This is a genomic window from Agrobacterium sp. 16-172Ci (genome assembly GCF_053522725.1).
The window spans coordinates 24,368-39,303 of record NZ_JBNWBW010000016.1; the positions used below are offsets into that span (position 1 = coordinate 24,368).

Below are 14,936 nucleotides of genomic sequence, written 5' to 3' on the forward strand. Positions count from 1 at the left end.
GCCTCTCGCATTGAGACAACCCTTCGAAACCAGGAGGAAGAAGATGAAGGTTGGAATCGCCGGAGCAGGATCGATCGGCATTGGGTATGCGGCGTTCCTCTTGCAGAATGGACATGAGCCATTGATCTGGTCGCGTTCACGCGAAAGAACTGCTGCTTTCTCTGCCGGCGCACCGGTGAAGATCACGGGTGCGATCATCACGGAGTTCCACCCGCATATCTGCACGAACGCCCAGGAATTGGCCGAAGCCGATGTGATCGTGCTGGCGCTGCCCGCCTATGGTCACCGCTTTGTTCTCGACGCTCTTCTGCCGCACCTCAGCGCACGTCATTCGGTGATCATCAGCGCCCATCTTTCCTTTGCGGCGCTCTACCTCGCCAAAGGGTTGGCCGAGCGTGGAATCGAGATCCCAATCACGGCATGGAGCACAACTGTGCTGACATGCAAGCTGCGGGAGGCGGATACGTTCAACATCGGCGCCATCCGGGCAAAGGTCGATATGGCGACCGTGCCGGAACGTTTCGCAGGACGGGCGCACGAAACCTGTGTCGCTCTGTTCGGTGATCGCTTCGACGTGAAGGACGATATCCTCACGATCGCATTGAGCAATCTCAATCCCCAGGACCATATGGGCATCGCGCTGTGCAATCTGTCACGTATCGAGCGAGCTGAGGAATGGGGTCAGAACACCAACGTCACGCCTGCCGTCGGCCGCTTCCTTGAGGCGCTCGATCTGGAGAGGCTGGCAATCGCTTCCGCCTTCGGCAAGACGGTCCGATCCACCTTCGATCACTTCCGATTGTCGTTCGACATATCCGGCCAATCCGTTTCGGAAATATCGTCGATCCTGGTCGAGCGCGGAAGCGACCCGGCAGGCCCAAAGAGCGTTGATACTCGCTACGTGCTCGAGGACGTTCCCTTCGGTCTGATCCCGACCCTGCATCTGGCAAAAGCAGCCGGCCTGTCTGCACCCTTGCATGAAAGCGGCGTGCAGATCTTAAGCGCCTGCTACGGACGCGACTTCTCCGAAGAAAACGACCTGCTTCCAGACCTCGGCCCGCTCGATCTGCCCACGCTCAGGAAACGGGTAATCGCCGGGTACGCGATCACGGACGAACCCGTGTGATCCGGGCTCGTCCGACAGTCTATCAAACCAATGAAGGGGGCCAAAAGATGCCCGCAATTGCCAACCTCAACATCGTTCCGTTCATCAGTGTTGAGAACATGATGGACCTGGTGGTCAGCACCGGGGTCGAGAACTTCCTTGTTCAACTGGCCGGCTACATTGAAGAAGATTTCCGGCGCTGGGAAAGCTTCGACAAGATTCCACGCATCGCCTCGCATTCGCGGGACGGCGTGATTGAACTCATGCCGACGAGCGACGGCACCCTCTACGGCTTTAAATACGTCAACGGCCACCCGAAAAACACGAAGTCGGGACGCCAGACGGTGACCGCGTTCGGCGTGCTCTCCGATGTCGATAGCGGCTATCCGCTGCTGCTGTCGGAAATGACAATCCTGACGGCCTTGCGAACGGCCGCAACCTCCGCGATCGCGGCAAAATATCTGGCGCGTAAAGATGCGCGCACGATGGCGCTGATCGGCAACGGTGCCCAGAGCGAGTTCCAGGCGCTCGCCTTCAAGGCGCTGCTCCATATCGATCGGATACGGCTTTACGATATCGACCCGGAGGCAACCGCTCGCTGCAGCCGCAATCTCCAGCGGTTCGGGTTTCAGATCGAGGCGTGCACCTCTGCGGAACAGGCGGTCGAAGGTGCCGATATCATTACGACAGCGACGGCCGACAAGCACAACGCCACGATCCTGAGCGACAATATGATCGGGCCCGGCGTCCACATCAACGGCGTCGGCGGCGACTGCCCAGGCAAGACCGAGATGCACCGCGATATCTTGCTGCGTTCGGATATTTTCGTGGAGTTTCCGCCACAGACCCGGATTGAAGGCGAGATCCAGCAACTCGCGCCAGATCATCCTGTGACGGAACTTTGGCGCGTAATGACTGGCCAGGACGTCGGCCGAAAGAGCGACAAGCAAATCACGCTTTTCGACAGCGTCGGATTTGCGATCGAGGATTTTTCGGCGCTGCGCTACGTCCGCGACCGCGTTGAGGGATCAAGCCACAGCAGCCCACTCGACCTAATAGCCGATCCGGACGAGCCTCGAGATCTCTTTGGAATGTTGCTGCGTCGTCAGGCTTTCCGAACTTTGGGAAGTTGAAGAGATGCCAATAGCGCGTGGACCGTCGAGCATCTAGAACGGGCTCTATGGGGCTTGCACATACAAACGAACGATCGAATGAGTCTTTCACGCTCTTACAAACATACAAATATTCTAATAAATGCTCTTTTCTCTTAGGTTTACCCGCCAATATATCCTGTCAAACACTGGATATTTACAATTGATTACGGAAAAGGACAAACCGATCAGGAGCGCAAAATTTAAGGCAGCCACGCTATTGACCGGGGCGATGACGTTGGACAAGCCGTTTTAATTTTGGGATGGATTGAACTTTAAAGTTGAAGGAGCCACTCAGCCGCCGGCTGCTAGAGTTTTAATGAGCTAAGCACGTACGTCAGAAACCACTGTTGGGCGTACAAAAGTCGCCTCAGGTCACTGTCAGCCAGCAAGAGTTTCTTGCCACAACGCAACTGACGTTTGACATAAATTCCTTTCGGAACTCAATCAGATATCTCATATTCTCTCTCAACCAAAATATTCGATAATGGCTCTCGCTTCATCCTCAACTTCTCTACCTGTCCCAGCCGCAGGTCATCATCCGCTTCCCTTGACTGTAGGTGTCCTCGGTTCTGGTCACGCTGGGACTGCATTAGCGGCTTGGTTCGCCTCTCGGCACGTTTCCACGGCTCTGTGGGCACCAGCGGATCATCCAGGATCGATCTCAGCAATCAAAGCCAACGAAGGAGTCGTCACCACCGAGGGAGTGATCAACGGTTCATTTACGGTCTCAGCCTCTGATGATCTGCTCGCAGTTATTCGCTCCAGCCATCTACTGATTATTGTCACCCGTGCGGACGTTCACGACAGCTTCGTCAGTGAACTAGCCAACTTCAACGGTGAACTCGCAGAAAAGGATATTCTCGTCGTCTGCGGCCATGGGTTTTCCATGAAGTACGAGAGGCAGCTGCAATGCAAGCGAATACTCGAGACGGATAATTCGCCCACAACGTCTAAGCTATCGGATAAAAAAAAATGTAAGGTCAACATCAAGGAAATGAAAGCTTCTTTCGGACTGTCGTGTTTCCCAATTCATCGAAATGATGTTGGCGTCATCGATTTACCCGAAGATATCAAGATCATCTTCGCCCAGCTATTTACGGCTAGGATCATCCCCATCCCACCATTGCAGGTGCTGTTCTTTTCCAACTATATCACTCATGCGATTGCCGCTGTTATGAACATCGGAAGATTGCGCGACCCTGTCAATTCCCTTACCAAAAGAGCTGAGCAGTGGCTTCTTGAACTAGACGAGCGAACCCCACGAGCCGAGACGGACTTTTTCTTTTATGGTGAAGGATCCAACACTTACGTTTGCAATGTTCAAGAGCAGGTAGACCAAGAGCGCCGGAAGGTTGCCAAAGCGTGTGGGTTGCATCTCAATTCTCTCTTGCAGGAATGCAATGATGAATATGGCACTAATTATGCGACCCTAAGGGAATATTGCCTCGCACCATCACCTCATAACGTGCATTATGCATGCCCTGACAACATGGAACATCGTTATTTTTCTGAGGAATTATGCTCATTGGAGGATATCGCGGCAATTGCAACTATTACCAAAATCGAGATGCCCCTCACCCGCGCGTTCATCAATATTATTCATGCGGGAAAGGCAAACTTTCCGCCAACTGACAAAACATCCAGCGTGATTGGTAACTTCAGGTCAGGAGACTTGATCCGCTTTGGTGCCACCATACTTGTTAAGGATGAGATGATGAAGTAAAGAAGACGTGCGCCACGCAGTTCGTTCCAACCTCTTGTAATAAAGTTCATAAGTCCGCACGCCTATCACCGTATTGCGATGCATCTAATATTATTTCTGTTGAATTATCATATTTATGTAAAATGTAACGCGTATTTTTCTTATCAAGTGTGTTTTTTGTGCTTTCGACTTTGTTATTTTTATGTTTTCTATATTAATCTAGCAACAAAATAAAGGATGTTAATTTCGTATAAAATCAAATTTTTCCTAGAGGAAATCCCCTCACACAGACATTCTTAACTACTAATTATCACAATCCGGAATTACTTTATATTACAATACAAAAACCCCATGATATAATATAACGTTAAAAACACACTCAAGATTCAGTTAACATTAATATTTGAAAAGCAATACACATTCACAATCAACACTCTGCGCTAATCTAACACCGGAAACAACTACCGTAGGACCACTTAGAAAGCCTCTCAACGCTGACAATCTTCGCATCTGGTACGAGCTTAGGCGACGGCGGAAAGGCCTCACCAAACGCGACAACTTCGCATCTAAACCGTGAACCTGGGATTGGGGCAAGAAACTTGCGCTGATGCATGCCATGGATTTCGAGAAGTGAATAGTTCGTCTTGAAAAACGATACATTCGGCAGGAAAGCGAAAAACGCCTCCACATCCTTCAGGGAAAGCCGAGAGCCAGGTGAGATCTGGTTGTGCCATTTCCATATCGTCTGGGATGTCACTCCGTCGGTGTAAGGCGATTCAGTACAGGCGACAAATCTGGAAGCCGTAGTGCACAAAAATTTTCCGCACTCCACAAACCGATGAATTTCGTCGGAACTACCGTAGACGTACCACAAATCAGTGCCGGGAAGCACTGAATACAAGGTGTCAAAAGAAGGACCCCGCAGACACGGCGCTTCAGAAAAATGCGCTAACCTCCCGTCGGCTGCGCAAACCTTAGTTTTTAGAATTGATTCCTCCAACACTTTCTGAGCACTAGCTAATGTACTATTGATAAACCCTACATATGCGTCCCTAGATTCCCTAAGACGGAAATCTCCCAACGATGAATCAGATACAAATTTGACGTATCTCGGTCGGAACATTGGACGATTGTATTCCATTTCCAACTTGTAATTGAGAAGTAGAAACTTGCCTCAGACGGAATAGATATCTTCTCTGAAATCTGAAATTTGCACCAAGCGCTCTTTAAAAAAGACAAGAAATTCGTGCCGACGGTGGCCCAGCGAAGAAAAAGTTGGGGCGTAAATGTCAAAAAGCAGTTCGGCGTAGAATTTGCCACATTCTGCAAATCCACGACTTTGGGACAAAAAAGACAAAAAATATGACACATTTAGCGAAAAATGCGCCTGATTGGAGAAATATTTCCACATGCGGCGACTGTTGCGCGTTGATTGCCTGACGAGGCTACCAAGTGCACTCATGAAAATGCTATCGAGTCGGCCACAATCGCTTGCCCATTCACTATAAGAACACGAACCATCACTCCATTTCTGTCACAGCCCCTCGGCAAATCGGCAATATACGAAATGACGGTTCCTACTTGGCAGGTTCGCGATCTTAGACGCATCCTACGAGTTAGTGAGTTGAGGCAACACTTGCGCCAGGGTCGTACCGATTTCAGATCCACCCTGTCACAACTCGTATACTTTAACCGCTCCGTTGTTAACCCAAATGCGTACGATGACGAGTATCTCCTTTCAGACCAGAGGCTCACCTATGTTTACGTCGATGAAGTAACAGCGCAATTGTGTGGTCTCAATCGCCTATTACCGTCCAACTCTCCGGCCTTCGGGACAGTAGCTACCGCAATGCCCCCATGGCTATTGGATCCACAAGAAATGAACGCAATCTTGCAACAGAGTTGCGGTCAAGGAGGCTTCGTTAATTACCACCACGGTCCGAGTACAAACGGCTTTTTTTTAGCGATCCTGATGAGCCAGTTGTTCATACGGATCAGGACTGATGTAATCCGCGGTCAAGGTTATGGTTGGTACGCCAGGCAAGGTAATTATGTTGAGGAAGGAGAGGATAACGAAGGCATCGAAAACGAGGAAGAGGAAGAGGAAGAGGAAACGAGAGAGTTCCAATTATCCGATCTCATTCACTATCCCATTGTCGCATTGGGATCGTGCCATCTCACACGTTAGGTGTCGCGGTTACCAGAAAACTTAATCTATCAACGCGTACTTTGAATCTTTTTGTTTTTCATGTTTCTAATATCATCCAGTACCGAAATAAAATTCGTCATTTTCGTCTCTCGCAATGCAATTAATATGGTCTAAATACAGCAATTGTGGCCCAAACACATATTATTATTACTATTATTAGTCGTGCGTAATTTTATTTATGAAACGTCTCGCTTCAAAACTATGAAAATACAATACAAAATGAAACACGCCCATGAAAAATAAAACATCTACAAATACCAATCGAACATTCCATAATATACTTAATCGTATTTTATTATGCAAAGATAGATCTATCTTTGGCATTGCGTAGCGGCGATGCTGCAGGCGAGCATAGCTGAGATACTCCTGGGCTATACCTTCCACCAACTCGTCCTGCGATTTTTGTCTTCATCGGATAGGGCTGTTCGTCGTTGCCAATCGCAAACATAGCGAATCCCCAGGGCGCCAGGAGATCCTATTACATTCCGAACGGATGACCCTCGAATCCTTCGAAAGCGACTGCGTTAATTGAAGGGAATTCCTGTTCCTGTCGGCGCGCATGGATGAGATACTCCTGAGCGATCCCATGAACCAACTTATCCTCCATGTCTGCGCCAAGCTGCAATAGCATATCGGGTGTGATCTGGTTTTGGCTAGCAAACAACATGGCGTATCGATACCCATCAATCCCTTCCAGTATGGGCCTCAGCTGAGGCTGATTCCAAAGATGAACCAACTCTTCGATGATAGAAAGGCCTGCAGCGGGGTGCAACATCTGCTTAACTCTGGCCTTGGCCGCTTTCATGAAGGTCTCCTCGTCTGCTAACTTGTGGCGAATAATACGCCAACGAAAATCGTTGCTCCAATAACTGCTCTGCACCATGCACTTGAGCAACGAGATAGATCCTCCCTCAAGAATAAGCCCACCGTGAGCCTCATTATTATAAACCTCCGCGATCAGCCTCTCGTGAGCTTGCTTGGCTGAGATGATACCCTTCACAAGAGGCTGTTCATCAAGGTATAGACGGGTCGTGCCCTTCAGTTCTTCCACTGTTGGTCGTCCGCTTCCGGTTGACAGTTGAGGACAGCATTGGACCCGGTCGAGAGAAAGGACTGGCTGCCCGGTTTGCTGGGCAAGAGCTATCGCGGTCGATGTCTTTCCTGTACAAGTTGGACCGAAAATTAGACGGAGATCCATAAGTGTTTTGCGATATCTTGAATACAAATTGATATTTTTTGGGTTCGAGAAGTGTATCATCACAGGCTGTTATATTGTCTTCCTCGAGATTCCTTATTGAAGAGCAAATGGCTTTAGCGTCTCTCCAAAGGGCAACTTGTTTTTCAACAAAGTGTGGGGCACGGCTGTTTCCTTGAAAGCAATTTGTCACCAACGAAGGCGCCTTTAAGTCAAAATAAGGCTGACTAAATCAGCACTATAGAGGCAGCTATTCATGCCACTTGAGGACGTTTTTCCGCGCTTTACTGCCACTTGTCTGCGCTGATTATCATCATTGCTGGCGAGAGAGTGAAATCGTTTGTAATAGTTGATTAGGTGAGACGTCAAAATAAGGGCGACTATTTCACAATTGACTTAAATGTCGCTATAGTTAGGCACATATGATAGCAATTTCTTAACAACGGCGTCCATTATTTACTTCGTGCAGTCGTTTTCATTGCAACAAAATCAACTATATTTTTGAAATAACAGCGCCATTTCAATAAATACGGCAGTATATAATTTTTAATTTTACAGCAGCATATTATTGCGAACTTCAACATAATGAAAGATAAATACAATAAAATAAATCTTTTTACGCCATTACATTCTTCGTTAAACATCCAGATTGCATTAATATGCAATTTATAAAACGTTCAATACATGTAACAGGATCCATAGATTAATTTCTAATGCGGTAGTTATATCTCTTCCAAGAGTGTTCGAGAGGATTGCCCTTTGCTAAAACGCCTCCACAATTGTGGATAATTGCACAGACGGCGTTACACGCGGTCTGAATAGCGCCCTCCACCCATCCACCCGTGAAGGAACAACTGCAACCCGCCAAGTAAACTCCGGTATCATTAGTCGTGTCCAGCGCCTGAAAGAAAAGTTCTTCAGAATAAAAATCCTCGCCACGCCGGTTGAGTTTGAAAGCTCCCCCGGCATTCTCGTCTGTAAGCCAATCATGTTGAATAACATTTTGGTCGTAATCAGCGCAGGCGGGAACTAGATGCTCGGCAAACGCCGGGAAAGATCTCGAAATCGCGTGCCGCAGCAGACATAATCGCTCTTCTTTGTCGGGGACCGCCAATAGCTTGTGGGAGTCGTCCTCCCATGTATAACTGATGAGCACCAGACCTTTACCATTCGGATCCTGCGGCTCATAGTCCAGGCAGTACACTGCTTTTGCGATGCCGTCCATGAGGACACAGGACGGGAGGATATGGTCTAACCAAAATTTTCGTTCAGTCAGCAAGAAGAGTTTTGACGAGCCAGTCATGTGGCTGTTATCAACCGCTTGGTTCACTGGTGCACGAAAAATGGTGGTATCGTATGTCAGACAATGCCTTAGTTGGATATTTGCGAGTCCAGATGTCACCACCACCTTATCATAAAGTTCAGATATCCTGCTCTTAAGCGTTATCTTTATTTTTGTCTCTTCCTTCTCAATCGCCCTGACTTGAACATGGCGTATACGCTGACTTACAGACACACCGTTAACCACTTGAGAGGCTATTCGACGAGGAAGTTCTGAGATTCCCTCAGAGCACATCCACTGATTTTCTTCATATTCGTTTACGACCAAGCGAAGGATCTCAATAAACCCGCTTTCAAAAACAGGACCAAACCCGCCAGATCCTATTCCCATTAGCTTGAATAGGTCCCAATCATGAGGGAAACTCCATGTTTCACCACCAGGAGGATGCGTGCCCAGAAAGATCCTCTCTATCGCGGAAGAGAAGGACTCCCTCCCGAAACGGTTCAACCAAATTTGCCAGGAGTCACGAGCCCGCCTAATGTCTCCTGATTTCAAGGCCTGAGTAATTGCGACAGGCGAAGCCAACACAATATCTCCCTCATGGAAACCGTCCTTCAAGAACGCACGCCAACCGTTGTAAACGCGATGGAACAGCTCCGGTGGCTGCTGCCCGGCGTTCCACATGTATCGGACGCCTTGGTAGACCAAGTTAGTGTCGACTGTGCCGGGATTTGGGAACGGCCTCATCGAAGACAGGCCGTACCGCTCGAGGAAGAAAAACAAGCAGGATGCAGCAGGAGGAAATCGCATCGCCCCCATTTCGGCCACGACGCTGGGAGCGTCCTTGAAAACATGTGACCAAAGCTTGCCTCCGACCCGATCACTTGCTTCATATATTGTAACATCGTCTACCCCAGCATGAAGCAGTTCGCTTGCCACCACGAGTCCGGAAATGCCAGCGCCAATGACCGCCACTTTAGGCTTAGGAACATCTTCCGGAAAGAAGCCGATCCGTCCACTATCGAAACATTGGTCAAAAAACGGTCTGTAGTCATAGAGCAAGTCGATTGTTGGAAAGGAACCTGACGAAGCCTTCAGCATCAGGTTTCGACCATAAGCGACCATGTCAAATGGCACGGCCTCTTCAAGGGTCATGGTAAACCCGGTAACGCGTTTCATCGTGCCTTTCTCATACAGCGGCATTTGCAGGGTTCGAACGCGGGCAGTCTTAGAGATTGAAATGGCCACGAAATGACTAAGATCGCTGGGTGCACATCTTTTACCGCTCAGCAAAAACAGGGTTTGGAGAAGTTGTGCTTCGGAGAAATCCATGCAAAATGGTGCAAGGTCGATGGCAATGAGGCCACTGACTGTTGCTCGCGCCCAAGGTTCCGATTCAAGTATCCGCGCCAGAATTTCCTTGCCAACATAGATGTAAGCGGAGAGAACTGCTATCTTTCGCCCATCTGAGATCTCGGGAAAGCGACCGTCGGCCAGCCTTTTGCAAGCTAACCCAGCGCTGCACTCGGTGGAGATTTGAGTAATCCTCCTTCCCCTGGAAACTTCTCGTTCTAAGAAGGCATCGGAAACCCTCCGGTCCATTTCATCAGCTTTATCGACCATTATCAGATCCACCATTTTGGTAGAGAAATGATCGCACTGGTTATCAAAGAGAGCTGAAGCTGACATTGCTAGAAAAGATTCGTCTCTGTGTAGATAACCAACGACATCAACTGTTTCTATTTAAGTTGAAAATCGGGGAACATACTGTTCGTTGACATGCCAATGGAAAGCGACAATTTGGGCTTTTTTTTAATATGATATTCACTCTGGTCCACCTCGCTGCTCAATCAAGTTGAATATTGATTGACAATTGATACAATACTGTTTGCGTTTGAAAAAGCGACCTTAGTGCCTACAATCATTCGTATCACACGCCGTAATTGCTGAATTCCCACCAATAATCGCGCAATTTGGGCCCAAGCTTGGTATATTTATTTTGTCTGAAATGGGTTTGAAATCCCCAACTCAGAAAGATGGTGGCCATTACCTCGTTAGCACAAACCCTAGAACGCATCAGACGGAAGGAATACTCCTGCCTAGAACTAGTGGAGACTCTGATAGCGCGTTGTGAAGCTGCAAAATCATTAAACGCCCTTCTGGCTACAGACTGGGATGGCTTGCGGCGAAGCGCAAAACAAATTGATCGCCATGGAAACGCCGGAGTAGGTCTTTGCGGCATTCCACTCTGTTTTAAGGCGAACATCGCGACCGGCATATTTCCTGCAAGCGCTGCTACGCCGGCGCTGATAAACCACTTGCCAAAGATACCATCCCGCGTCGCAGAAAGACTTTTTTCAGCTGGAGCACTGCCGGGTGCCTCGGGAAACATGCATGAGTTATCGTTTGGAATTACGAGTAACAACTATGCCACCGGGGCGGTTCGGAACCCGTGGAATCCAAGTCTGATACCAGGAGGGTCAAGCGGTGGTGTGGCGGCTGCGGTGGCAAGCCGATTAATGTTGGGCGGCATAGGCACCGATACCGGGGCATCTGTTCGCCTTCCCTCAGCCCTATGTGGGGTAGTAGGATTTCGACCGACGCTTGGTCGATATCCGGGAGATCGGATAATACCGGTTAGCCCTACCCGAGACACTCCCGGAATCATAGCGCAGTGCGTAGCCGACGTTGTAATCCTCGACGAGATAATTTCCGGCACACCGGCGAGAATGCCACCGATACCGCTGAGGGGGCTAAGGATCGGCCTTCCTATAACCTACTTTTATGATGACCTTGATGCTGATGTGGGCCTAGCAGCTGAAACTACAATTCGCCAGCTAGCAAACAAAGGCGTAACTTTTGTTGAAGCCAACATTCCTCACCTAGAAGAACTAAACAGTGGGGCCAGTTTACCAATTGCACTCTATGAATTTCCACACGCTCTAAGACAGTATCTCGATGACTTTGTAAAAACCATTTCTTTTTCTGACGTGATCAAAGGAATTCGCAGCCCTGATGTAGCCAACATTGTCAATGCGCAAATTGATGGACATCAAGTTTCCAGAGCTGAATATGAACTGGCCCGTCATTCCTTCAGACCAAGGCTTCAAGCCACCTATCGCAACTACTTCCGACTTAATAGATTAGATGCAATTCTCTTCCCAACTGCACCCTTGGTGGCCAGACCCATAGGCCAGGATTCCTCAGTTATACACAATGGCTCGATGATGGACACATTCAAGATCTACGTGCGAAATGTGGACCCAAGCAGCAACGCAGGTCTACCTGGCTTAAGCATTCCTGTTTGCCTTACACCTGATCGCTTGCCCGTTGGAATGGAGATCGATGGACTAGCGGGTTCAGACCAACGTCTGTTAGCAATAGGGGGGGCATTGGAAGAAGCCATTGGATTCCGATATCGTCCCGGTTTACCTAATTAAACCTTCTATCTTGTCCGTTTTTACAATTCTTTAGATTGTTGATATACAATCATGTGTTGCGTCCATAGACAAGGAGAAATTATGTTCTGGAAAAATAAATAATCTGAAATGAATATTTCTTAAACACATCGGCTTGATGTAACAATAAAACTCTCTGTAAATCCATGATAGATAAACAACCTCATCATTGAAAATGAAATATAGCCTTTTTAGCAATATGTAGATTCGTAGAATGATAATGCGTATTCGGATTTAAATGAAACAAATTCCTAAAAAATGAAATTTTATTCAGTTAAAAGGATAACTGATCGGAGTACATAATATAACATCGGCCTAATGTATTAAAATCAATCTGTATATCTATGATCCGCGTTCCGCGATCCGTTACAAATTTCTCAAATCTGCATTATGAAATTCGCGGCTTTTTTGAAATGAAGCGCCGCGTGAGGATAGATGTGACGGAACATGACCCACCTTTGAATGTGGATGCACCTGTCACAACCACATCATTATTAGTCATTATTTTACGCTATCGACGGCCCACTTGGCACACAGATATGCGCGGCCTTACGAAAAGTCAGCAATTTCAGCCAGCGCAAAATCCGCCAAGCGTGACTAGCGGTTGATCGCCTTTTTTGGATGAAAATAGTTCAAGCTTTAAAATCGATGCTCCCCGAAACCGTAGGCACGGATCACGCAAGGCCAGCTTATATAAAGGGCACCAATATTAGCTTGTCTCACACAAAGAAACCTCACATCATGAACTTCTCAGATATTCCGTTGGCTTCTCACGATCTACAATGGGCATCCGAAAACTTTATCAACACTTATGGTAAATCTTCAGTTCTGGAATCCGGAGAGGTAATCAATACCGAGAAAGGACTGCTGTACATCTACGGCGCAGAGGTACTCAGACGCGAACTGCGGAATATTTACCCCTCAGACGTACTCAAAACCCGAATTGATAATACCCAATTCCTGATTCATGCGAAGGAGGAACTATGCTTCGTTCGCATGCCGCCAGCTGAAATGAAGGAGAAGTTAATTGACGCAACTTTCTATATCGCCGTTTTTCCAAGCAGCTTATTCCTGTACGTCGGAAAAGAATTAGGGAAGAGTTATCTAAGATGCCATGACTCAGCAACCTACTATCCCGTGGTAGCATATGGACCGACGAGTTAACTATCTATATCACCATTTATGTATCACATACAATATCTCACTTCGTGTTTCATACACGACAATATATCTACCTATGTAACCTCATATTTTTAACGTATTTCTACGTATTATCCTTGTACTAATAAATGTGTTATTCCATTATAAAATGATATCGCCATTTTATAATGGCGATTATTATGTCTTATTAATATCCACTACCTGTAATCATTTTTAAATCATTCGTGTCGTCAATCTAGATTTGAATTGAATTAACCGAGCTTCAGAACTTACATTTCAATAACGGACGATATAAAACGAATTATGATAAACATATTACTTCGTCCATGATGAAGAGAAAGTCATACGGTATCATGTTGTGACAACGCTTACATAACGGCAGCAATAACAACATCGGAAATCGTATTACATATTGGAAACAAAATGATTATATTAATGCTGAATACATAATTTTATACTTAGGTGGGATCGTTACATTTTGTTACAAACGGACACCCTTGCTTCATCCCCGCCAACACACCTCTGCACGTTAGACCAAACGCTTCCACAAGGAAGTGAAAGCCATATCACACCACATCTTGGGCTCCTTTTTCAGCCCGTTATCCTGAAAGAGAGTCTTGCCGACCGCGATTATTTCAACACAGAAGGGACCAATCCGGGATGGCGCTAAGAAGCTATTGCCGCCGATCTTCATATGCGAGAAAATCGGATTTTGAAGCGACGTACTCGGAAGAAAAGCAATGTAAGCATCCAAATCATGTGTCTCGTTGCTTGTATTTTGATAAACATTTTTCTGCCACAACCTCATAGTTTGTTTTGTTATCCCTTCGGCATAGGGTGGGACGGTGGAGATAACTGCGTCTCCGTCGGAAGCGCCGTCATAAAATCGCTTCTGTGCATACTCTCGCATTTCTTGAAACGAGCAATAAACGTACATCAAAGATACATTGGGTATATCTGTTGGACCTGGGCAGCCCGCAACTTCGCAAAAGCGCTTGACCACTTTGTCTTTAGGTGGATCAATGGGAACATCAGTATTAGTGATTAAATTTATCCACGAGCGTTGAGCAGCTATGAGACTTTTTTGTGCAAAACTGCGGCGAGCATTCGCGGTGTGAATTAGAACGAGTTTAAGTTCACGCCGGTCTTGTAGATTCGAGCTGTCGATAATGTTGAATATCGGCTGACTGTCATACATCTCGAATTAGTGACTGATTTTTGAATATAAATTCAGTTATATCTCATAATTAAATGGGCTTCGGTGGCCGTATTATTGGTACTCAAAATCATCAATCACGGGATTGATTTAAATTAACTAATTTTAAAATGAGCACCGAAGTATTTCGTCTTTTTACCCTATTAAAATATTGATTGTTATTAAGACTTTCTACAAGTGGGACACGCATCTTATTGAAATCGCCGACAAAGGCGTGATGTTCGGCCAAACAATTTTAACGTTCGCGTAATTCTCACCTACTCCCCATCTCGATGCTAATTTAGGCATTTCAAATCACAATCATCGGAGGAAGTATTTCATTTTATCGCTTTATCAATGCAATGAGTTATAATATTTCGATTCATGTGATGCATATTTCTGTAAAGAATTTGCAATTTACTACGCCTATTGCATAGTTAGTTTTTGCTCTGTATCAACCACCATGCTCATTGAT

The 14,936-nt window shown here is 46.9% G+C and carries 11 protein-coding genes; 6 read left to right on the forward strand and 5 right to left on the reverse strand.

Translation table 11 applies throughout. The annotated features are described in order from the left end of the window. Positions 1–43: 43 nt before the first annotated feature. The 3 genes from ACQZ40_RS15150 (at position 44) to nos (ending at position 3,982) form a co-directional block, all read left to right on the forward strand. Positions 44–1,126: an NAD/NADP octopine/nopaline dehydrogenase family protein gene (locus ACQZ40_RS15150; protein ID WP_065657525.1), complete on the forward strand. Its 1,083-nt coding sequence runs from the start codon at positions 44–46 to the stop codon at positions 1,124–1,126. A 47-nt stretch (positions 1,127–1,173) separates the two neighbouring features. Continuing rightward, the gene (locus tag ACQZ40_RS15155; protein ID WP_045231694.1) at positions 1,174–2,238 is read left to right on the forward strand and encodes an ornithine cyclodeaminase; all 1,065 of its coding nucleotides are present in this window, start codon (positions 1,174–1,176) and stop codon (positions 2,236–2,238) included. Positions 2,239–2,743: 505 nt separating this feature from the next. Beyond that, positions 2,744–3,982, forward strand: coding sequence for a D-nopaline dehydrogenase (gene nos / locus ACQZ40_RS15160; RefSeq protein WP_045231695.1), 1,239 nt, complete (start codon positions 2,744–2,746; stop codon positions 3,980–3,982). A 424-nt stretch (positions 3,983–4,406) separates the two neighbouring features. Here the strand turns inward: nos and ACQZ40_RS15165 are convergent, their stop codons facing one another. Further along, entirely contained in the window at positions 4,407–5,102 is a 696-nt protein-coding gene (locus ACQZ40_RS15165) for a RolB family protein (RefSeq protein WP_081307296.1), read from the reverse strand. 33 nt (positions 5,103–5,135) lie between these two features. Further along, positions 5,136–5,423 carry a hypothetical protein gene (locus ACQZ40_RS15170; RefSeq protein ID WP_139103023.1) on the reverse strand — a complete coding sequence of 96 codons (288 nt, stop codon included), beginning with the start codon at positions 5,421–5,423 and terminating at the stop codon, positions 5,136–5,138. A 105-nt stretch (positions 5,424–5,528) separates the two neighbouring features. Between ACQZ40_RS15170 and ACQZ40_RS15175 the strand changes: the two genes are divergently transcribed. Beyond that, entirely contained in the window at positions 5,529–6,149 is a 621-nt protein-coding gene (locus tag ACQZ40_RS15175) for a RolB family protein (RefSeq protein WP_174000895.1), read from the forward strand. Positions 6,150–6,648: 499 nt separating this feature from the next. Here the strand turns inward: ACQZ40_RS15175 and ipt are convergent, their stop codons facing one another. Both ipt and ACQZ40_RS15185 read right to left on the reverse strand, forming a co-directional pair. Then, positions 6,649–7,368 carry an adenylate dimethylallyltransferase Ipt gene (gene ipt, locus ACQZ40_RS15180; RefSeq protein ID WP_065657522.1) on the reverse strand — a complete coding sequence of 240 codons (720 nt, stop codon included), beginning with the start codon at positions 7,366–7,368 and terminating at the stop codon, positions 6,649–6,651. A 700-nt stretch (positions 7,369–8,068) separates the two neighbouring features. Continuing rightward, entirely contained in the window at positions 8,069–10,336 is a 2,268-nt protein-coding gene (locus tag ACQZ40_RS15185; protein ID WP_081307295.1) for an FAD-dependent oxidoreductase, read from the reverse strand. 347 nt (positions 10,337–10,683) lie between these two features. On the opposite strand from ACQZ40_RS15185, the gene iaaH reads away from it, so the two are divergent. Both iaaH and ACQZ40_RS15195 read left to right on the forward strand, forming a co-directional pair. Beyond that, entirely contained in the window at positions 10,684–12,087 is a 1,404-nt protein-coding gene (iaaH, locus tag ACQZ40_RS15190) for an indoleacetamide hydrolase (protein WP_065658786.1), read from the forward strand. Between the two features lie 759 nt (positions 12,088–12,846). Continuing rightward, the gene (locus ACQZ40_RS15195) at positions 12,847–13,269 is read left to right on the forward strand and encodes a hypothetical protein (protein ID WP_173994926.1); all 423 of its coding nucleotides are present in this window, start codon (positions 12,847–12,849) and stop codon (positions 13,267–13,269) included. Positions 13,270–13,795: 526 nt separating this feature from the next. Here ACQZ40_RS15195 and ACQZ40_RS15200 read toward each other — a convergent pair. Next, a complete protein-coding gene (locus tag ACQZ40_RS15200) occupies positions 13,796–14,464 on the reverse strand; it encodes a RolB family protein (RefSeq protein WP_065659466.1) in 669 nt (222 codons plus the stop codon). Positions 14,465–14,936 lie beyond the last annotated feature (472 nt).

Bases quoted from the DNA above. Each gene is read 5' to 3' on its own strand.
- ACQZ40_RS15155 (WP_045231694.1), top strand. From the start codon at position 1,174: ATGCCCGCAATTGCCAACCTCAACATCGTTCCGTTCATCAGTGTTGAG.
- ACQZ40_RS15165 (WP_081307296.1), bottom strand. From the start codon at position 5,102: ATGGAATACAATCGTCCAATGTTCCGACCGAGATACGTCAAATTTGTA.
- ipt (WP_065657522.1), bottom strand. From the start codon at position 7,368: ATGGATCTCCGTCTAATTTTCGGTCCAACTTGTACAGGAAAGACATCG.
- ACQZ40_RS15185 (WP_081307295.1), bottom strand. From the start codon at position 10,336: ATGTCAGCTTCAGCTCTCTTTGATAACCAGTGCGATCATTTCTCTACC.
- ACQZ40_RS15195 (WP_173994926.1), top strand. From the start codon at position 12,847: ATGAACTTCTCAGATATTCCGTTGGCTTCTCACGATCTACAATGGGCA.
- nos (WP_045231695.1), top strand. From the start codon at position 2,744: ATGGCTCTCGCTTCATCCTCAACTTCTCTACCTGTCCCAGCCGCAGGT.
- ACQZ40_RS15200 (WP_065659466.1), bottom strand. From the start codon at position 14,464: ATGTATGACAGTCAGCCGATATTCAACATTATCGACAGCTCGAATCTA.
- ACQZ40_RS15175 (WP_174000895.1), top strand. From the start codon at position 5,529: ATGACGGTTCCTACTTGGCAGGTTCGCGATCTTAGACGCATCCTACGA.
- iaaH (WP_065658786.1), top strand. From the start codon at position 10,684: ATGGTGGCCATTACCTCGTTAGCACAAACCCTAGAACGCATCAGACGG.
- ACQZ40_RS15150 (WP_065657525.1), top strand. From the start codon at position 44: ATGAAGGTTGGAATCGCCGGAGCAGGATCGATCGGCATTGGGTATGCG.
- ACQZ40_RS15170 (WP_139103023.1), bottom strand. From the start codon at position 5,423: ATGAGTGCACTTGGTAGCCTCGTCAGGCAATCAACGCGCAACAGTCGC.